This window comes from Burkholderia ubonensis, assembly GCF_902833085.1.
Lineage (GTDB): Bacteria > Pseudomonadota > Gammaproteobacteria > Burkholderiales > Burkholderiaceae > Burkholderia > Burkholderia ubonensis.
The window spans coordinates 128,682-147,997 of record NZ_CADFEB010000001.1 but is presented as its reverse complement, the minus strand read 5'-3'; the positions used below and the strand labels follow the sequence as shown (position 1 = coordinate 147,997).

Annotated in this window: 20 protein-coding genes and 1 pseudogene; 11 read left to right on the top strand and 10 right to left on the bottom strand. The window is 66.9% G+C overall.

Annotation, left to right across the window (positions count from 1 at the left end):
* Nucleotides 1-3 precede the first annotated feature (3 nt).
* The 7 genes and pseudogenes from HWX31_RS00650 to HWX31_RS00620 form a co-directional block, all read left to right on the top strand.
* Complete coding sequence (locus HWX31_RS00650) at nucleotides 4-1,122, top strand: NAD(P)/FAD-dependent oxidoreductase (RefSeq protein WP_174962534.1); 1,119 nt, start codon at nucleotides 4-6, stop codon at nucleotides 1,120-1,122.
* On the top strand, nucleotides 1,119-1,352 hold the full coding sequence (locus tag HWX31_RS00645; protein ID WP_059635967.1) for a (2Fe-2S)-binding protein: 234 nt from the start codon (nucleotides 1,119-1,121) through the stop codon (nucleotides 1,350-1,352). The genes HWX31_RS00650 and HWX31_RS00645 overlap by 4 nt, the downstream gene beginning before the upstream one ends.
* The gene (locus HWX31_RS00640) at nucleotides 1,349-2,608 is read left to right on the top strand and encodes an NAD(P)/FAD-dependent oxidoreductase (RefSeq protein ID WP_174962536.1); all 1,260 of its coding nucleotides are present in this window, start codon (nucleotides 1,349-1,351) and stop codon (nucleotides 2,606-2,608) included. Before HWX31_RS00645 ends, HWX31_RS00640 begins: the two co-directional genes overlap by 4 nt.
* 147 nt (nucleotides 2,609-2,755) lie before the next feature.
* Nucleotides 2,756-3,106 (top strand): ArsR/SmtB family transcription factor, encoded by a 351-nt coding sequence (locus HWX31_RS00635; RefSeq protein ID WP_174962538.1) that lies wholly within the window; start codon nucleotides 2,756-2,758, stop codon nucleotides 3,104-3,106.
* Nucleotides 3,096-3,530, top strand: a complete 435-nt coding sequence (locus HWX31_RS00630; protein WP_095400331.1) for a YeeE/YedE family protein — start codon at nucleotides 3,096-3,098, stop codon at nucleotides 3,528-3,530. Before HWX31_RS00635 ends, HWX31_RS00630 begins: the two co-directional genes overlap by 11 nt.
* Before the next feature lies 1 nt (nucleotide 3,531).
* Nucleotides 3,532-3,954 carry a DUF6691 family protein gene (locus HWX31_RS00625; RefSeq protein ID WP_059660371.1) on the top strand — a complete coding sequence of 141 codons (423 nt, stop codon included), beginning with the start codon at nucleotides 3,532-3,534 and terminating at the stop codon, nucleotides 3,952-3,954.
* Nucleotides 3,955-3,982: 28 nt separating this feature from the next.
* Nucleotides 3,983-4,264 (top strand): annotated as a pseudogene (locus HWX31_RS00620) (PLP-dependent aminotransferase family protein); the annotation flags it as partial.
* 39 nt (nucleotides 4,265-4,303) lie between these two features.
* Here the strand turns inward: HWX31_RS00620 and HWX31_RS00615 are convergent.
* The 5 genes from HWX31_RS00615 to HWX31_RS00595 form a co-directional block, all read right to left on the bottom strand.
* Nucleotides 4,304-4,579, bottom strand: coding sequence for a CppA family protein (locus tag HWX31_RS00615; protein WP_174962540.1), 276 nt, complete (start codon nucleotides 4,577-4,579; stop codon nucleotides 4,304-4,306).
* A 187-nt stretch (nucleotides 4,580-4,766) separates the two neighbouring features.
* Nucleotides 4,767-5,003, bottom strand: a complete 237-nt coding sequence (locus HWX31_RS00610) for a hypothetical protein (protein ID WP_174962542.1) — start codon at nucleotides 5,001-5,003, stop codon at nucleotides 4,767-4,769.
* 112 nt (nucleotides 5,004-5,115) lie between these two features.
* On the bottom strand, nucleotides 5,116-5,670 hold the full coding sequence (locus HWX31_RS00605) for a phasin family protein (RefSeq protein WP_174962544.1): 555 nt from the start codon (nucleotides 5,668-5,670) through the stop codon (nucleotides 5,116-5,118).
* A gap of 131 nt (nucleotides 5,671-5,801) precedes the next feature.
* Nucleotides 5,802-5,999, bottom strand: coding sequence for a hypothetical protein (locus HWX31_RS00600; RefSeq protein WP_059610966.1), 198 nt, complete (start codon nucleotides 5,997-5,999; stop codon nucleotides 5,802-5,804).
* A 99-nt stretch (nucleotides 6,000-6,098) separates the two neighbouring features.
* Nucleotides 6,099-6,485, bottom strand: a complete 387-nt coding sequence (locus HWX31_RS00595; protein WP_174962546.1) for a hypothetical protein — start codon at nucleotides 6,483-6,485, stop codon at nucleotides 6,099-6,101.
* Between the two features lie 462 nt (nucleotides 6,486-6,947).
* Here HWX31_RS00595 and HWX31_RS00590 point away from each other — a divergent pair, with 462 nt between their 5' ends.
* The 4 genes from HWX31_RS00590 (at nucleotide 6,948) to HWX31_RS00575 (ending at nucleotide 13,263) form a co-directional block, all read left to right on the top strand.
* A complete protein-coding gene (locus HWX31_RS00590; protein WP_174962548.1) occupies nucleotides 6,948-7,685 on the top strand; it encodes a chemotaxis protein CheB in 738 nt (245 codons plus the stop codon).
* A 95-nt stretch (nucleotides 7,686-7,780) separates the two neighbouring features.
* Nucleotides 7,781-11,866 carry a CheR family methyltransferase gene (locus HWX31_RS00585; protein ID WP_174962550.1) on the top strand — a complete coding sequence of 1,362 codons (4,086 nt, stop codon included), beginning with the start codon at nucleotides 7,781-7,783 and terminating at the stop codon, nucleotides 11,864-11,866.
* Between the two features lie 97 nt (nucleotides 11,867-11,963).
* Entirely contained in the window at nucleotides 11,964-12,608 is a 645-nt protein-coding gene (locus HWX31_RS00580) for a hypothetical protein (RefSeq protein WP_174962552.1), read from the top strand.
* A gap of 55 nt (nucleotides 12,609-12,663) precedes the next feature.
* Nucleotides 12,664-13,263 (top strand): recombinase family protein, encoded by a 600-nt coding sequence (locus HWX31_RS00575; RefSeq protein WP_174962554.1) that lies wholly within the window; start codon nucleotides 12,664-12,666, stop codon nucleotides 13,261-13,263.
* Nucleotides 13,264-13,284: 21 nt separating this feature from the next.
* Here the strand turns inward: HWX31_RS00575 and HWX31_RS00570 are convergent, their stop codons facing one another.
* The 5 genes from HWX31_RS00570 to HWX31_RS00550 form a co-directional block, all read right to left on the bottom strand.
* Entirely contained in the window at nucleotides 13,285-14,658 is a 1,374-nt protein-coding gene (locus HWX31_RS00570; protein WP_174962556.1) for a cytochrome-c peroxidase, read from the bottom strand.
* The gene (locus HWX31_RS00565) at nucleotides 14,655-16,127 is read right to left on the bottom strand and encodes a metallophosphoesterase family protein (protein ID WP_174962559.1); all 1,473 of its coding nucleotides are present in this window, start codon (nucleotides 16,125-16,127) and stop codon (nucleotides 14,655-14,657) included. The genes HWX31_RS00570 and HWX31_RS00565 overlap by 4 nt, the downstream gene beginning before the upstream one ends.
* A gap of 280 nt (nucleotides 16,128-16,407) precedes the next feature.
* Complete coding sequence (locus HWX31_RS00560; protein ID WP_244143604.1) at nucleotides 16,408-17,199, bottom strand: hypothetical protein; 792 nt, start codon at nucleotides 17,197-17,199, stop codon at nucleotides 16,408-16,410.
* Nucleotides 17,200-17,331: 132 nt separating this feature from the next.
* Nucleotides 17,332-17,781, bottom strand: coding sequence for a hypothetical protein (locus HWX31_RS00555; protein ID WP_174962561.1), 450 nt, complete (start codon nucleotides 17,779-17,781; stop codon nucleotides 17,332-17,334).
* A 286-nt stretch (nucleotides 17,782-18,067) separates the two neighbouring features.
* Nucleotides 18,068-19,300, bottom strand: coding sequence for an efflux RND transporter periplasmic adaptor subunit (locus HWX31_RS00550; protein ID WP_174962563.1), 1,233 nt, complete (start codon nucleotides 19,298-19,300; stop codon nucleotides 18,068-18,070).
* Nucleotides 19,301-19,316 lie beyond the last annotated feature (16 nt).

Here is a 19,316-nt window from a genome sequence, read left to right as displayed (position 1 = left end):
CAGATGAAGAACGATGTCGTCGTGATCGGCGCGGGCATCGTCGGCGCGGCGTGCGCGCACGAGCTGGCGCGGCGCGGCCTGCGCGTGCTGGTGCTCGACGACGCCAGCGGCGGCGCGACGGGCGCGGGCATGGGGCATCTCGTCGCGATGGACGACAACGCGGCGGAGCTGGCGCTCAGCCATTTCTCGATCGAATTGTGGCGAGGGCTGAGCGACGGGATGCCGGAAGGCTGTGCGTATCGCAACTGCGGGACGCTGTGGCTCGCGGCCGATTCGAACGAGATGGACCTCGCGCGCGCGAAGCAGGCGACGCTCGCCGCGCATGGCGTGGCCGGCGAGCTGGTCGACAGCGGCGTGCTCGCCGCGCTCGAACCGATGCTGCGTCCCGGGCTCGGCGGCGCGCTGAGGATTCCCGGCGACGGCATCCTGTACGCACCCGTGGCGGCGAACTGGCTGCTGCAGCGCGTACCGGGCATCGAGTTGCGCCGCGACAAGGCAGTCGCGGTCGACGGGCCGAGCGTGACGCTTGCGAACGGCGACGTGCTGCGCGCGGAACGCGTGATCGTCGCGAACGGCGTCGCCGCGCGCACGCTGCTGCCCGAACTGCCGCTGCGGCCGAAGAAGGGGCATCTGCTGATTACCGACCGCTATCCGGGGCAGGTGTCGCACCAGCTCGTCGAGCTCGGCTATGCGGCGAGCGCGCATGCGAGCGACGGCACGTCGGTCGCGTTCAACGTGCAGCCGCGCCCGACCGGCCAGTTGCTGATCGGCTCGTCGCGCCAGTTCGACACGGAAGATCCGCGCGTCGAGCCGCCGGTGCTCGCGCGCATGCTGCGCCGCGCGGTCGGCTACCTGCCGGCGCTCGCCGACCTGAACGGCATTCGTTCATGGACGGGTTTCCGCGCGGCGAGCCCGGACGGCCTGCCGCTGCTCGGCGAGCATCCGGCGCGGCCGGGCGTGTGGCTCGCGGTCGGGCACGAAGGGCTCGGCGTGACGACCGCGCCGGGCAGCGCGCGGCTCGTCGCCGCGCAGATGTTCGGCGAGCGGCCGCCGATCGACGTCGAACCGTATTTGCCGGGACGTTTCCTGTCGACGTCCCCTGTAGTCGGAGCGCTTTCATGATCATTCATCTGGACGGCCGCGCGCTGACGGTGACGGACGGCCTGACGGTCGCCGCCGCCGTCGCGTCGAGCGGCGACGACACGACGCGCACGTCGTGCACCGGCGCGCCGCGCGCGCCGTTTTGCGGGATGGGCATCTGCCAGGAGTGCAGGATGACGATCGACGGACGCCGCCGGCTTGCGTGCCAGACGCTGTGCCGCGACGGGATGCACGTGGAGCGCACGCGATGAAACACGAGAATCTGAGCGTCGACGTCGCGATCGTCGGCGCGGGGCCGGCCGGGCTGTCCGCCGCGCAGGCGGCTGCGCGAAGCGGCGCGTCGGTCGCGATCGTCGACGACAACCCGCGCGCGGGCGGGCAGATCTGGCGGCAGGGGCCGGGCGTCGCTGCGCCGCCGGTTGCGGCCGCGCGGTTCGACGTGCTGCGGCAACCGAACGTGCGGCATCTCGCGGCGACGCGCATCGTCGCCGAAGCGAGCCCGGGCACGCTGCTGCTCGAAGACGACGAACGTGGGCTGCTGCTCGAATACCGGACGCTGATCCTGTGCTGCGGCGCGCGCGAGCTGCTGCTGCCGTTTCCCGGCTGGACGCTGCCGGGCGTCACCGGCGCGGGCGGCTTGCAGGCGCTGGTCAAGCACGGCCTCGACGTGCGCGGGCAGCGCACCGTGATCGCGGGCAGCGGGCCGCTGCTGCTGGCGAGCGCCGCGACGGCGCGCGAGCGGGGCGCGCAGGTGCTGCACGTGCTCGAACAGGCCGCGCGGGCGGACGTGATCGGCTTCGGGTTCGGGCTGTGGCGCTGGCCGTCCAAGCTCGCGCAGGCGGCGCGGTTGATGACGCCGGTGTACCGGCCGGATGCTTGCGTCGTCGAAGCCTTCGGCGACCAGCGGCTCGAAGGCGTGCGGATCAGGCAGGCCGGCCGCGAATTCGACGTCGAATGTGACCGGCTCGCGTGCGGATTCGGACTCGTGCCGAACACGGCGCTGCCGAGCCATCTCGGCTGCCGGATCGAACACGGTGCGGTGGCGGTCGATGCGCACCAGCGCACGAGCCGGGAAGGGCATTTCGCGGCAGGCGAATGCACGGGCGTCGGCGGCAGCGAGCTGGCGATGGTCGAGGGCGAGATCGCCGGTTGTGCGGCGACCGGGCAGACGTCGCGGCTTGCCGGGCTGATTGCACGCCGCGCCCGCTGGCAGGCGTTCGCGGATGCGGTGCGCGTCCGGTTCGCGATCCGCGAGCCGGTCTGCAAGCTCGCGCGGCCCGATACGCTCGTCTGCCGTTGCGAGGACGTGCGCTACGACGCGCTCGTGAACGAAGCCGGCTGGACGGCCGCGAAGCTGCAGTCGCGTTGCGGGATGGGCGCGTGCCAGGGCCGCGTGTGCGGCGCGGCCGCGCAGGCGCTGTTCGGCTGGACGCCGCCGGTGCCGCGTCCGCCGCTCGTGCCGGCGCGGGTGGGGACGCTGGTGCTGGATGGGGGCGACGACGCTTGAGGCGGGGCCGGGCGGTCGTTGCACGACCGCCGGCTTGGGAGCGAGAAAAAGCGCAGTGGCCGGGGGCAATTCGTACTGAGGGGCTTCTTGGCGACAAACGATATATAAATTAATATAATGTCGTTTCGTAAATCGTTGACGCCCTCGATGAAACCCGACGCTTCATCTCCGTTTCCCGACCCCGAGCAGATGCGCGCCGCCGCCGAATCGGCCTGCGCGCTGCTGAAGGTCCTGTCGAATCCCGACCGGCTGTTGCTGTTGTGCGAGCTGTCGCAAGGCGAACGCTGCGTCGGCGATCTCGAAGCGCGGCTCGACATTCGCCAGCCGACGCTGTCGCAGCAACTCGGCGTGCTGCGGGACAACGCGCTGGTCCGCACGCGCCGCGAAGGCAAGAACATCCATTACTCGCTCGACAGCCCGGCCGCGATCGCGGTGATGGGGGTGCTGTACGAGCAATTCTGCGGGCCGTCTGCGAAGGGGAAGCGCAATGCAGCTTGATGCAGTTCATTTCACGCCGTGGCTGTCGCTCGCGGGCGGCGTGCTGATCGGGCTCGCGGCCGCGGGGTTCGTCGCGTTCAACGGCCGCGTGGCCGGGATCAGCGGCATCGTCGGCGGTTTGCTCGCGCGCCGCGCGGACGGGCGCGACTGGCGGCTGGCGTTCGTCGCGGGGCTGATCGTCGCACCGCTCATGCTGCGCGCGGCCGGAATCGGTGCGACGCCGCAGGTCGACGCGAGCTGGCCCGTCGTCATCGCGGCCGGCCTGCTGGTCGGCATCGGCACGCGCTACGCGGGCGGATGCACGAGCGGCCACGGCGTGTGCGGGCTGTCGCGCGGGTCGCTGCGCTCGCTGGTTGCGACCGCAACGTTCATGGCGGTCGGGTTCCTGACCGTGTTCGTGCAGCGGCACCTGCTGGGAGGCTGACATGGCGGCATGGTTCGCATTCCTCGCGGGGCTGGTGTTCGGTGGCGGGCTCGTCGTGTCGGGCATGGCCAATCCGCAGAAAGTCCTCGGCTTTCTCGATCTCGCGGGGAGCTGGGATCCGTCGCTTGCGTTCGTGATGGCCGGCGCGACGGGCGTCGGCGTGCTCGCGTTCGCATGGGCGAAGCGCCGCACGCGGTCGTGGCTCGGCCTGCCGATGCAGTTGCCGGCCGCGCGTGCGATTACCGTGCGTCTGGTGGCGGGCAGCGCGGCGTTCGGAGCCGGCTGGGGGCTGGCGGGCTTCTGTCCGGGGCCCGCGATCGTGTCGATCGGCTTCGGATCGCTCAAGGGGATCGGCTTCGTCGTCGCAATGCTGGCGGGGATGGCTGCGTTCGAGTGGATCGAGCGGCGCCGCGCCGCGCGGTGACGGTCCGGCCGCGAGGCCGGCTTTCAAGTCGATCGACGCGATCGCGCGCCACTTTCCGGCCGGCACGCGGCTGAACCAGCCGCCGGGCGGCCTGATGCTGTGGGTCGCATTGCCGGACGGCGTGTGTTCGGAGGCGCTGTTCAACGCGGCGCTCGAACAGGGGGTGCGCATCGCGCCCGGCGCGATCTTTTCCAACACCGACCGCTTCGACGCCTTCATCCGCATCGGCTGCGCGCGACCGTTCGACGCGCAGCTCGAAGCGGCTTTCGGGACGCTTGGCCGCCTCGTGTGCGCCGCGGTGGCCGTATAAGCAGCCGCGCCGTTGCGCCTGCCCGATCGGCAGCCCGGCTCAGCGGCCGGCGGTGTGGGCGGCGAGGTGCTGGCGGATCAGCGACAAATAGCGATCGCCGACCGAGAAATCGCGCACCGCTCGCGGCCGAACCGTGTGGCGCAGCGTCGCCGGCGCGCTGACACCCAGGTACCGGCACAGGGCCGACGGAAAGGGTTTGCGGGTGTGCCCGAGCTGCCGCGCCGCGCGCTCCACGCGCGTATCGCCGACTTGCGTACGCAGCCAGGCCAGCACTTGGCGATCGGTGTCGTTGACGATCCGGACCAGATGTTCCATCGCGCACCTCACTGTTTATAAATACAGTACTGTAAATATAACCAGTATCTCGTGCGGCAGCAAGCAGCACGTATCTGTCCGATGCGCGGGCGGTGATTCGGGACGATAGGGGGGGCGGTTCGGGTCCAGACGAACGGAGAAGCGCCGTGCGAGTCGAAACGGCCTCGAACGACGGCAGGCGAGCGTGCTAGCGATGCCGGTTCGCCGCTTCGATCGCGTCGAGCCGTGCCAGCAGCGTGTCGACTTGCGGCTGCAGCCCCGGCGGAAGATCGGCAATGCCGTTGATGCGTGCACGCCAGTAGTCCGGCTGCGTCACGATCGTTCCTTTCCAGTCGAGGCTCTCATCTCGAACGAGCTGTTCGAGCCGCGCGACCATGGCATCGATGTGTACCAATTCCTGCGCCGCGGGATTGTGGTAATTCATGCCTTTTATCAATGGCTCGCGCCATCGTTCCGACGGGCGTCGGCATCGCGCTCGTGATGCATGCCGTTCACAGGTGAACGGCATGCGGTAATGCCCGTCAAGCCGGCTATGGCTATCGCTTGGCGGCCTGCTGTTCCTGCTCGATGGCGCGCTTGGCGCTCTTCGACGCCGCCGCGGCGACCACGTCGATGTTGCTTCGCGCGACTTCGACCGCCTGCTGCCCGGTTTTTTCCAGCGTCTGATAGAGCGTATTGGCGGCGACGATCGCCGAGTTCCATGCGGCCACGGCGGCCTCGGAGCCGGCCGGCGCGTGTTTCGTCGCGTCTTCGACGAACGTCTGGAAGCGACGCACGTAGGACTCGTTTCCGGCCTGGGCGGCCTTCAGCATTTCAGCCTGGGCCGACGACAGGATGCAGAAAAACTCGCGGCTGTAGGACTGAACCTTCTCGGCCAGCGGCGCGGCGATCGAGTGCTGGATCGCGAACCAGTCCTGCGGTTTTTCCGCCGTGCTCCGCGCGACTTCCAGCGCGTCCTCCAGCGTCGATTGCGTGAAGCGCGCGTTGAGTTCCGCCAGCTTCCCGACTTCATCGACCATCTTGCCGACCAGACCGAAAACGACGTCGAGATTGGCGCGCTGCGCGCTCGAAACCAACTCATGGGCTTGCATGATCAGCGATCTCCTGGATTGATTGAATTTCCGTGGACCTGCGCCTGCGCGGCGTGCCGAATGAGCCGCATCGCAGCCATTCGAACCTCGGCCCATGATGGGCATGACCGGCCCGGCCGCCCGGGCGACGGTCAGCGTTTTCGCGTCATCGCCCGCAGCAGCAATTCCCCGTCATTCGTCACGCGTGCACGGCGTGCGCCGGAAACGAGTCTCTCGAGTACGACGAGCTGTTGCTCGAGCAGGGTGTCGAGTTCGTCGCGGCTCATGTCGATCTGGTCAGGCGATGACTTGACCAGCATGAGCGCCGCAAATTCATGGGGGCTCAGCATTGTTGTCTCCGATATTTGGAATAAGCAGGCGTTGCCGCTCGGCACTGAGTCGGCCTTCGCGACATCGAGTCGCGTGCACTGCCTGCGCGTCGCGTGCGATCAATCCTGCCCGGAACGCGCGATGTGATGCGTGATATCCCTGACTACCGTCAGCTTCGGGTGGGGACGAGCGACCGGGAACGAATCCGCCGTTTCATGTGCATCTTCCTTCTCGTGTCGATGGGTTGCGGGATTCGAGACCACGGTCAAATGAAACAGGGTGACGCTCAATTCCAGCGGTGCCTCGATGAACATGTCGGCGATGTCGGCCGTGCACAGCGGCCCGGATTCGACAAGGTCGACCGTCATCGATTCCACGCCGTTGATGCGATCGACACTGATGCTCCAGCGATAGACCTTTGCTCCGCTTTTTGCGAGGCATCGCCATACCGAGATGACTCGCAGCTTGCCCTGGGCAGCGCGGAACGACAGCCTTTGGACGATCATCTTTGGGTGTCCTGTGAGATGACTTTCTCGAGCGGAAAATGACCGTACCAAGCATATGTCACGGCCCTCGGAAAAGTACACGACGGGAATGTGTCCGTATGGTCGGCATTTCGGACAGAGGTGCCGGATGCAGGCGGGCGGTGCGTCTTGCCCGGTCGTCGTCGTGGCGGAAGGGGGGCGTTGCATGTCGGTCAGGTAATGTCCGATGAATCGGTGTCGCCGCGGCGCGCGGGCTCGCTATCACGTTCCGATGTCGACGAGATGGCGCGCGCAATGTGCGGTTGCGCAAAACCCGCAGACGGCGTGCAATGGAAACGGATACATCCACCGCAACATGATTCGGCGAGCCGGCCGAATCCCGCCGGGGTCGGACGTTCATATCCCGGCGGCCGATCGACGAATGCGCGCATGCCGCGGGCACGCGTATTGCTGCACGTAGACGTTCCGCGGATTGGAGCCCGAATGACCCACCGAGACTTCATCGCAATAGGCGCGTCGTCGGGGGGCGTCGATGCGCTTCGTGTTCTTGCCTCCCTGCTTCCCGGCGACCTGCCGGCGACCATCGCGATCGTCATGCATATCGGCGCCCATGCCAGTTGCCTGCCGTCGCTGCTGTGCGACTCCGGGCCGTTGCGCGCCGAGCATGCCGCGGATGGCCAGACGTACCGGATCGGCAGCATTTACGTGGCGCCGCCGGATCGGCATCTGATCGTCGAAGGCGCGCATTTTCGCTTGCTGAACGGGGCGAAGGAGAACTTTGCGCGACCGGCGATCGACCCGCTGTTTCGCAGCGCGGCCGCCGAGATGGGCGCGCGTGTCATCGGCGTCATCCTGACGGGCATGCTGGACGATGGCGCGGCCGGTCTCGAGGCGATCCAGTCGTGCGGGGGCTCGACCATCGTCCAGGATCCCGACGAAGCTTTCGCCGGTGAAATGCCGCTGCACGCGGCTCGCTACGCCGACCAGGTGCTGTCGCTCGACGGCCTCGCGCTCCGGCTGATCGAGCTGACGACAGGCGGGGCGCTGGCATCGGCGACTGACGAGATCGCGCGGCAGCGTGCCGTCGGGTGCTCGTTGCACAAGAGCGAAATGGCGAGCCGCGCACTCGACGAGCAGGTCGGCCGATGCGGCGACAACGCGGCGCGGGACCGGCAAGGGGAGGCGGCAAAGTTCTTGCAGTCGAAGCGAGGCGAAGGATAATAGAGGTCTAAGCGCATCTTGGCGCAAGCAGGCCAGGAGCCTCTCCGGCCTTGGTCGCGACACATCCTATTATTCATCGAACAGGACAAGCAGCAATGCCGAAACGACGTGGGCAGACTCTCCCGAGCCAGGCAGACTATCCGATCGTCGGCATCGGCGCATCGGCCGGCGGGTTGAGCGCGCTCCTGGAATTCTTCGAAGCGCTGCCGGCGCACACGTCGATGGCGTTCGTCGTGGTCGTGCACCTGGCGCCCGATCACGAAAGCAATCTGGCTTCCCTGCTGCAGAAGGTCACCAGCATGCCCGTGCTGGAGGTGACGGCCGCCACGCCGATTCAGCCCGACCACGTCTACCTGATCGCGCCCTCGCTCGAACTGACGATGGTCGACGACTACCTGCGCGTCGCACCCAGCGGCCACGAAGAAGGGGGACGCAGGTCCGCCATCGACCTGTTCTTCCGCACGCTCGCGGAAGCCCACCGCGAACGCGCGATCGGCATCGTGCTGTCCGGCGCGGGGTCGGACGGCTCGGTCGGGCTGTCGCGCGTGAAGGAAATGGGCGGCATCACGTTCGCGCAAGACCCGGCCGAAGCGGAATACGACAGCATGCCGCGCAGCGCCATCGCCACCGGCATGGTCGACTTCGTGCTCACGGCGGCCGAGATGCCGCAACGGCTGCTGGATCTATGGCTGACCGCGAAGGAAATTCACCTGCCCGCCATCGAAAACGAGGAGCGCCAGGAAGACTTGCTGAACGAGTCGGCCGAGCGTGCGTTGCGCGAGATCATGATCATCCTGCGCACGCGCACCGCGCACGATTTCCGTCATTACAAGCGGGCGACCGTGCTGCGCCGGATCGAGCGCCGCCTGCAGGTCAACGGCATCACCGATCTCCAGGCGTATCGCGATTATCTCCATCTGCACCCGGACGAAACCCAGGCGCTGCTGCAGGACATGCTGATCAGCGTCACGAACTTCTTCCGCGACAAGGAAGCGTTCGACGTGCTGGAGCGCGAAGTCCTGCCGCAGCTTTTCGAGGGGCGCAGCGAGCAGGACCGCATCCGCGTCTGGTCCGTCGGCTGTGCGACCGGCGAAGAAGCGTATTCGCTCGCGATGCTGCTGCAGGAACGGTCGCTGAAGTCGTCCGAGGGCATTTCGTTCCAGGTCTTCGCGACCGACATCGACGAGCGGGCGATCTCCTTCGCGCGTGCCGGCCTCTATCCCGATTCGATTCTCGCCGACGTGACGGCGGGCCGCGTGCGCCAGTTCTTTTCGAAGGACGCCGCGCACTATCGCATCAAGAAAGAGCTGCGCGAGCACATGCTGTTCGCGCACCACAACGTGCTGAGCGACCCGCCGTTCTCGCGGCTCGACCTGATCTGCTGCCGCAATCTGCTGATCTATCTGGACCGCGAGGCCCAGATCGAGATCCTGAAGATGTTCCACTTCGCGCTGCGTCCGGGCGGCGTGCTGTTCCTCGGCAGTTCGGAGTCGGCCGACAGCGTCAGCTCGATGTTCAGCGTGATCGACAAGCGCAACCGCATCTATCGCGCGAACGTGGCGGTGCGCGGCGACACGCCGATGCCTGTCGCGATCACCGGAATGATGAGCGCGCGGCCGGTCGTCGCGACGGTGCAGCTGCCGGGGCGCCGCCGCTTCTCGTTCGGCGACCTGCACCAGCGCCTCGTCGAGCAATACGCGCCGCCGAGCGTGCTCGTGAACCGCGACTCCGAAATCGTCCACCTGTCCGATCGCGCGGGGCGCTTCCTGCAGTATTCGGGCGGCGAGCCGTCGCACAACATCATCGCGGCGGTGCGCCCCGAACTGCGGCTCGAACTGCGCACCGCGATCTACCAGGCGCTGCACACGAACCGCAGCGTGGAAGCGCGGCGCGTGAGGATCGAGCGCGACGCGCGGTCGTATTTCGTCAACATGACGGCGCGCCCGGTGCACGACTCCGAAGCCAATGCGGATTTCGTGCTGGTGCTGTTCGATGAAGTCGAAGACAGCATGAGCAGTGCGGAGACGGCGACGGCCGACGCGCAGAAGGACCCGATCATCACCCAGCTCGAGCGCGAGCTGCAGCGCACCAAGGAGCAGTTGCAATCCACGATCGAGCAATCGGAAACGTCGACGGAAGAGCTGAAGGCCTCCAACGAGGAGCTGCAGGCCATCAACGAGGAGCTGCGTTCGGCGACGGAAGAGCTCGAGACCAGCAAGGAGGAACTGCAGTCGATCAACGAGGAGCTGACCACCGTCAACGCCGAGCTGAAGTCGAAGGTCGAGGAAACCGGCAAGATCAACGACGACCTGCAGAACCTGATCGCCGCGAACGACATCGGCACGATCTTCGTCGATCGCAATATCTGCATCAAGCGCTACACGCCGCGCGCGACGGACGTGTTCAGCATCATTCCGTCCGACATCGGCCGGTCGCTGCTCGACATCACGCATCGGCTCGAATACGACAAGCTCGCCGACGATGCGGCCGAGGCATTCGATTCGCTGCGCCTGATCGAGCGCGAACTGAAGAGCAACGACGGGCGCTGGTATCTCGCGCGCTTCGTGCCTTACCGGACGACGGAAGACCGCATCGACGGCGCGGTGCTGTCCTTCATCGACATCACGGACCGGCGCCTGGCGGAAGAACGGCTGCGCGAAGGCGAGCGGTGCATGCGGATCGTGACCGAGGGCACCAAGGACTACGCGATCATCACGTTCGACGACGACGGCATCATTACGAGCTGGAATGCGGGCGCGGAACGGATCTTCGGGTACGCCGCAGCGGAAATGATCGGGCAGTCCGCCGAGGTGCTTTCGACCGACGAGGACCGGGCTAGTCACGTTGCCGAGCGCGAGTTCGCGGAGGCGCGCGCGAACGGGCGCATCGAAGAGGCGCGTTGGCACCGGCGCAAGGACGGCACCCGTTTCTTCGCGAGCGGCGTGTTGTCGCGTCTCGACGAACCGGGCGTCAGCGGGTTTGCAAAAATCGCCCGCGATCTCGGGGAATCCACCCAGGTCGCCAACGTCGGCCGCGACGTACAGGTCGAACCGCTTCGCATCACCGGCGAGCAGGATGCCGAGCGGCGTCGCGACGAATTCCTCGCCGTCGTCTCCCACGAGCTGAAGAACCCGCTCAACCTCATTTCGGCGAGCGCGGAGCTGATTGCGCGTTCGCCCGAGGCGCGGCAAAGCCTGAACATCTCGCGCGCGACCGAGACGATCCGGCGCACGGTGATCGGCCAGGCGCAGATCATCGACGATCTGCTCGATGTGTCGCGCGTGCGGACCGGCAAGCTGTCCGTGGTGCGCACGCCCGTCGACATGCGCGAGATCGTGCGGCGCGTCGCCAGCGCCGTGCAGGACGAATCGAACCAGCGCGGCCTCGCGCTCGAGGTCGCGATGACCGAGTCGCCCGTCATCATCCTCGCGGACCTCACGCGCATCGAACAGGTCGTCTGGAACCTGATCAGCAATGCGCTGAAGTTTACGAGCCACGGCAAGGTGGACGTGTCGCTGCAGGTCAACGGGCATGCGGAGGCCGTGCTGCGCGTGGCCGATACCGGCAGCGGCATCGAGCCGGTGCTGTTGCCGCACATCTTCGACATGTTCCGCCAGAGCCGCGACCCGGCCGCACGCCGCGCCGGCCTCGGCATCGGCCTCGCGCTGGTCCGGGAGCTGGTGAATCTCCATGGCGGCACGGTGCAGGCGGAGTCCGAGGGCGCCGGCCGCGGCGCGACGTTCACGGTCACGCTGCCGACGCATCGCGCGCACGCCGATGCGAATGCGGTCGGCGGGATTCTCGCCGAATCGTTGCATGGCTTGCATATCCTGATGGTCGACGACGATACGGAGACGGTCGAGACCTTCAAGCTCCTGCTGGAAAGCGAAGGCGCGATCGTTCGGACGGCGACCAGCGGCGAAGAGGCGCTGTCGATGCTCGACGGCAATGTGCCGGACATCGTGCTGTCCGATATCGGCATGCCGGGCATGGACGGGCTGGCATTCGTCGGGAAGCTGCGCGAAGCGCCGGCCATGAAATCGGTGATCTGCATCGCGCTCAGCGGCTTCGGCCAGGAAGCCGACGTCAGGCTGGCCCAGCAGGCGGGCTTCGATGCGCACCTGAAGAAACCCGTGACGCTCGAAAACCTGCAATCCGTGTTCTCGCGGCTGCGCGGCTAGGAGGCGGAGTGCGGCCGCCGAAGCGGCGGCAGCGCGCGCGAATCGCGCAGGCAGCGCATACTGCAACTGGATGGCATGCCGCGGGACGCGGCGCGGCATGCGTCACCCAGGCCCGGATGTCCGTTCCGACCCGTACCGAGCGACGGGAGCCCAGCGAGAAATGACGAATAGCATCGACAATCGCGACAAGGATGCGAAGGCGCAATTCGACGAAGCTGCCCGACGGTTCGAGGCCGCCGAGGCACGCTTGCAGGCGCTTTTCGCCAATCCGTTCGCGGACGAAACTGCGCGGCAGACGGCGCTGGAATCCTACCAGGCGGCTCGCCTGCTCTGGCTGAGCAGCGAAGCCGTATTGCGCAGCGCGGCGATCGTCGACGACGCGCCGCGGCACGCGGGCAAGAGCATCGTGATTCTCCGGGGCAACCAGCACGTCGGGGAATCGATTGCACTGTTGTTGCGCTTGCGAGGATTCAGCACGACCGTGCTCCCGAAGCATCGCCTCGAGGAGACGGTCGCGCACGGGCCCGTCGCGGCGGTGATCGTCGACATCGAGCGAGATCCGCGCCGGGCGCGGGTGCTCGCCGCCGACACGCTCAGGACGTACCCGGGCACCCGCATCGTCGGCATGATTCCGCAGACGCTGGAGCGCTGCGACTGGAGGGAGTTTCACGCCGTCGTCGTGAAGCCGGCCTCGATCGACATGATCGTGCGGGCCATCACGGGCGATGCCGGAGCGTCATAGAGCAAGGTAGCGAACCATCGATCGGCCGACAGCGTTGCATCCTTCGGAGCTGGCTTTGCAGCGAACCTACTTCTACATCAACAGTGCGGCCGATGGCCATGTTCCGGAGCAGGAGCTGATTGCGTTCGACAAGGCCGGCTACACCATCGTGCTCAATCGCATCGCAACCGATCATGTGTCGTCGCATGTCGCCGCGGCGGAGCGGCCCGAACTCAAGGGCCTGTTGAGACGCGCCGCGCCCGGCGACCTGCTGGTGGTGCTCGAACTCGCCGCGCTCGGATGCAGCGCGCGGGACGTGCTGTCGACCCTGATGCATTGCCGCAGCGAAAGAATTTCGGTTCGATGCGTCGAGCTCGGCAACGTGGACCTGGCCGGCCGTTCGGAACCGCAGGCGGTCAGAACGCTGAAGGCGATCGTCCGGATGGAAATCGTGACGAGAAGCCAGCGCAGCAGGGACGGGTTGAAATCCGCGCAGGACAGCGGACGGCGCACCGGCCGGCCGGCGTCGCTTTCGCATCAAGATCGGGAACGCGTGATGCGCGCGCTCGACAAGGGCCTGTCGATCAGCGAGATCGCCCGCAGGTTCGGCACCTCGCGTCAAACCGTCATGCGGATCAGGGCATCCGCCGCGGCGGCTGCCGCAGCGCAGCGCTGACGTTCCGATGGTTTGCCGACGTCAGCGCGCCGGCGCGCGGGCGGCGGCCTGGGGCGGCGCGCCGGCAGCCGCATAGCGCGCGTCGGTCAGCGTGCCGAGGAACGCGACGAGATCGTCGATTTCCGCTTCGGTCAGCGCGGGCGGCGTGCCGGGGCGGCGGTTCATCGGCGTCGAGTTGACGTTGATGTTGCCGCGGTACGCGGGCGGCACGTCGTCGAAGGTCGCGGCGCCGTGATACCAGTGCTTCGGATCGGTCGAGCGGGTGTTGTAGAACGCCACCGCGTCGCGCAGCGACGTGAACACGCCGTTGTGCATGAAGGTCTGCTTCACCGCGACGTTGCGCAGGCCCGGCGTGCGCAGGTAGCCGCACCATTGGTCCGGCTCCGGCCAGCGCAGCCGGCGCGCGGTGTCGCACAGGCCGTTGTCGAAGTGGCGCGGGTCGCGGTTGGCCGGCAGCGCGCGGTTGCGCGGCACGCCGATCGCGTCGTAGCCGAAATCGGTGAACAGCGAGCGCTCCGGCCGGCTCGACGTGTCGGACAGCGTATGGCAGCTCATGCAGTTGCCCTTGTCCGGATTCCTGAACAGCGCGAGGCCGCGCATCTCCTGCGGAGCGAGCGGCGTGCGGTTGCGCAGGTACGCGTCGAAGCGGGACGTGAACGGCGCCATCTCGTCGCTCTGCAGATACGCCTGGACCGCCGCGCCGAGCGCGCGCACCATGCGCTCCGGATCGCGCCGCACGCCGTCGCCGAAGCGCGCGGCGAGCGCGGGCGCGAGCTCGGTCGCGTCGATCTTGCGCAGCAGCGCGGCCGGCGACCGGTTGTTCATCTCGTTCGGATCGAGCAGCGGCCCGCGGATCTGCTCGGCGAGCGTGTCCGCGCGGCCGTCGCTGAACAGGCCGCCGAACGGCGACGGCGCGGGCGCGTCGTCGTCCTGGTAGAAGTGGCGGCGCGGCACGTAGCGCACATAGAGCAGCGACGGCGCGTTGCGCTGGCTGAAGCGCCCCGGGCGGCTGCCCTGCGGCACGCCCGGGCCCGCGAGCGCGGCTGCGGACAGCGTCGGCGCGAACGCGCGGCCGGGATCGTGGCAGCCGGCGCACGACATGCCGCGCGGCTCCGACAGGCGCGAGTCGAAGAAGATGCGGCGGCCGAGCGCGACGAGCGTCGGGTCGGGCGCGAAGCGCGCGGCGGCCGCGTCGATCCTGGCCGCGACCTGCGGCGTGCCGTTGCCGATCGTGCCGACGACGCGCGCGGGCGGGGCGCCGGGCAGGAGCACGGTGTCGGACGGTGCGGCGCGGCAGGCAAGGGGCGCGGCGGCGGCGGCGAGCGTCGCGGCCGCGAGCAGGGCCGTGAGGGCCGAGCGGGCCGTTTGGCCGCTGCGTGCAGGACCTTTCGTCACGGCGCGATGAACCCCGTCTTGTCGCAGGCGAGCGTCGTGCCGGCCTGCGTGCACGACGCGAGCAGCTTGCCGGCGGCCGAGTACGCATGGAACACCCAGCCCGTCGCCGGGGCGGGGCGGCGCTCCATGATCAGGAAGCCGAAGCTGTTGTTGTGCGACAGCTTGTCGATGACGACGCCGGGCGCGGGCGTCAGGCCGGCCGGGAACGGGTCGGGCAGCGCGACGTCGAGGTTGTCGCCGCCGTTGCCCGACACGATCGTCGCCGGGTGGCCGGACGCGAAGTTGATCGCCTGGAAGTCGTGCACGTGCCCGTGCAGCGCGACGTGTACGCCGGGCGGGTAGTACGCCTGCGCGTTCAGGCTCGACATCACCGACTGCAGCGCGAGGTTGCCCGGCGCGGGCGTGCTGCCCGCGATCGGCGCGAACGCGAGGATCGGATGATGGTTCGTGAAGATCGTCGTCGACATGCCGGCCTTCGACGCGAGCGCGGCCACCGTCTGGAACTGCTTCTGGTAGATCTGGAATTGCGTGTCGGTCGTCTTCAGCGCATTGCGCCCGACCTTCGCGGTATCGAACACGATCACCTGCGTGCCGCTGCCGAGCGACACCGCATAGGGTTCCGAATAGTTCGCGTTGCCGTCGTTGGCCGGATCGTTGCACGAACGCGCATCGCTGTACGGGCGCGGATCGAGGAAGCGGAACCAGCCCTGGCCGGCGCGCGCGCATTCCTCGTGGTTGCCGCGCACGACGACCCACGGCGCCTGCGCGAAGAGCGGCGCGGCCGGGCGGAACAGGTCGGCCTGCCACGTATCCCAGCCGTAGCCCCACGGGCTGCTCTTGCAGCCGGCGATGTCGGGCGGGCACGCGTTTTCGCGGTAGTGATAGTCGCCGACGTGCAGCACGAGATCCGGCGACAGCTTCGCGACGCTCGCGGCGATCGTGTCGAACGGCCAGACCGTCGAATCGTTGCACGCCTGCCATGCGTTGTCGGCCTTCTTCATCCGGCAGCCCGTGTCGGCGATGATCGCGATGCGCTGCGGCTGCGCCTTCGGCAGCGGCAATGCGCGGCCGGCGACGCTCGCGCTTTGCGCGCCGGCCGGCAGCGTCGTTTCGCAGACCGAGACCGGGAAGCTCGACGGCTTCGAATCCGCCGGATCGCTCGCGGTCGGGCGTTGCGGCATGGTGGCCGCGCCCGCGCGCAGCGTCATGCGCGACACGTTGCCGTCGACGACGAGTTGCGGGCACAGCGGGTCGCCGGCGGATGCCGGCGTGAAGTTCGTGACGACGCGCGCGATCGGCTGGTTCGCGTCGCCGATCTCGACCCACGCGGCCTGCACGTTGATCGCGGCGCTCGCCGGGTCGGCGGGCGTATCGATGTGATTCGAGCATGCCGGCAGCGTCGCGAGGGCCGCGATCGCCGCCAGCGAGACCAGGGGCGCGGTCACGGCGCGCAGGGAGAGTCGTCGCATGGTGGTCACCGTTGAAAAGCCGTCAACATACGCAACGCGAATGTAAGAAATGTGAAAACGATTCGGCGGGGCGCGGCAATTCGGTGCGCCGTCGACGCATTTTGCGCGATTCGGCGATCGATGTTTGGGCGGGGGCGGGGGCGGGGCGACGGGCGGGGGCTGGCGTGGATGGCGTCCCGCGCCGAGCGGGCGCGGGCGGCAGGCGACGCACTGGCGCGTCGCCTTTCGATGATCGCGGCTTCGGCCGACGCCCTGCGTGGTGTTCGCCGCGAAGCGCTAGTCAGTGGGCAGCCGGTGTGCCCTGGGTTGCCGACGCAGCGATCTTCGCGCCATTCCGGGCATGCGGGCCTTGCGCGAGCAGCGTCTCGACCACGCTCTTGTGGGAAGTCCCGCTGCCTTCAGCCTGGTTCGTGTGGAAGTTGAAGTCGAGCGAGATCCAGTGCTGCAATTTCGACGCGTAGTCGTCGGGGTATTGCGCTTGCTCGATCGCCGGCAAGCCCTTGTAGTGCTTGAGCACTTCAGAAAAGAAGTCGTTCTGCTTCCCGGTTCTCTGATATTCGAGATCGCCTTCCGCAATGACCCGGACGCGCCATGCCTGTTCCTGATCGTAGGCTTCGTGCCAGGCCGCTTGACGCTCGTTGACGGTAAATGAGCCGCTATCGTCGTAGGCAATGGCGTCCAGCTGCTCGCGAGACATGCCCTTGAACGGATTGGTGCCGATGCCATGGGAAAAATCCGTTGCTTGCTTGGCCAGCGCCAAAGCTTGCGGGTCGTCCGATTTCGGAAGCTCGGCATCGTGCTTGGCCCGGTTCGCTGCCCAGGACTCGCCGGCGATTTGATCAACGATGGTTTCGGCCCTTGCGCCCAGTTCTTTTCGGCCGAGTGTGCTATTGCGTGTTTGAGCGCGTGATTCCGCATCACTCAACTGCTGAGCGAGCCACGAGACGGAAACGGAACTTGCCTTGGTCGTAGTGCCGACTGACGATTTGTCCTGGCTTGAAGCGGGTTGAGCCTGAGTTTGCTGCGTGTACAGCGGCGTGCTGCTGGTGGAGCTGGAGATGGAGATCGTCATGGAACCCTCTTCATTGGAATACGCGCCCGACGACTTGGGCAAGCGACCCCGACATGGATGCCACGAGCGTGGCATTGCGCGCTCGTGGCAATCTGAGCGGGGTTGACGGATTTTCATCAACCCCGGACATCGTTACTTCATGTCGAATTCGACCGCCCATTCATGGGTCGCGATGTTCGTCGAAGTGATGGTTGCCGTGCAGGTCGCGCCGCCGCTCGGCGTGGCAGTCTTGCTCCACTTCGGGATCTTGACGCCGCCGCTGCCGATCGTATTCACATAGGCCGTATAAAACTGACATTCCTTCGCGCCGATGCTGTAGCGCACCGCGGCATAGTTCACGTCAGTCGACAGCAGGCTTTGAACCGTATAGGTATCGGTCGAGCCTCCCAGGACGTTTTTCTCAGGCTTCGGCGCCGCATTCGCATACGTACTCGATTCGTTCGTCGAGATGATTTTATAGACTGCAGGATCGGTACCCTGATTCTTGAACGTGACCGTCACCTTGGGGCCCGCGTATGCGGTTCCCGCGACCGACAGGGCAGTGATGGCGAACAGTGCAATCAGAGGTTTGCGAATTTTCATATTCTATTTCCTTGCAAGATGCAATGAATGGCGAATCAATCTCTCAATGATTCGAATGCGATCGACGGATCGGCGTCAGTCCGCTTTGCCGTGAGCGGTCGAATGCCGGCAATACAGGGCACCCGACGTAATGAATATCGGCAATTTGAAAGTTAACTTTACGGATGTCGTAAGGTGATTTTCAATCGCGATGCAGCTTTTGTTTTAAATTTTCAATTACATTGATCGTTCGGCTGCAGTACGCCGCTGGTGCGGCGCGTGTTCGGCCGTGGCCGCGAAGCAGCGATCAGGAGGCGCCGCCGGGCAATGCCACGTACCCCGGAGCCAGGCCGAAAATCTCGATACCCTGGGGAACGGTTCGTCCGGTGGTGACATGGACAAACTCGGGCGCCGTGGCCATGTCCTTGCGGTATGCAACGAACGTGCGCCCCGCGTCATCCTGGCGTAAAGCCTCCGCCGGGACGGCAAGGCCGCGCTCGGCGCGGTAGGTGGCGACCTGCAATTGGGCGCTCATGCCGAGGCGCACTTGCTGCTGTTGCGCCGGCGTCAGCGGGTCGATGAGCACCGCCACCTCATAAGTTGCGCTTCCGCCGGAGGGTTCCGGGGAGACGCCCTGGACGCCGATCGACGCAATGTGCCCCTGAAGCGTCGTATCCGCGAAACCGTCGCCGCTGACCTGTACCGGCATGCCTTCGCGAAGCTGATGCAGATCGACTTCTTCGACGCGGGTGATTGCCTTGATTCGATCGAGGCCGATCAGGTCGAAAAGCGGCGTGCCCTGAGCGACGCGCATGCCTTGTTGGACGGGCGGGGTGCTGCCGGCTCCGTCGATCTTCCGGGGCCGCAATATCAAGCCGGGAAACGGTGCGAGGATTTCACGCTGAGCGCGCTGGGCTTGCAGGACGCGATAGCGCGATTCCGCGTTGGCCAGTTGCATCTCGGCGATCTTTCGGCTTTCTCCCTGTCCTTTGCTCAGGGCGGCCTGGAGATCCGCCTGCGATGCAGTCAGGTCGAGCCGCTGCGTCCTGGCCTGCTGTTCCAGCGCATCGACCTCGGTGCGGGCAACGATTCCGCGATCGAACAACCGGCGGGTTTCGGCAAGTTTCGTTGCCGTGTCGCCGAGTTCGAGCTGGCTGCGCGTCACCACACGGCGCGCGCGCATCACCTCTTCGCTGTGCGACCAGTCTTCCATGTCGCGCACCGCTCGCCGTGCTGCGAGTTGCGCGGCCAGTGCATCGCGAACTTGCAGGTCGAGCTGCGTCGTATCGAGCGTCAGGATGCGTTGCCCGACGGCAAGCTTCTGCCCTTCCGCAACGGCGATGCTTTCGATGAGACCGTCGAACGGAGCAGTGATCGTGATGCGCGAGGCCGCGTCGATACTGCCCACCAGGCCCAGATGGTTTTCCAGCAATCGAGGCTGCACCGGCACCCACCGTTCATCGGGCTGCGGCGTCGATGGCCGCGCATGATAGGCAAGGATGGAGGAGGCCGCGGCGAAAACGAGAATCAGGCCGCCCATCCGCCATGTCCGGCGC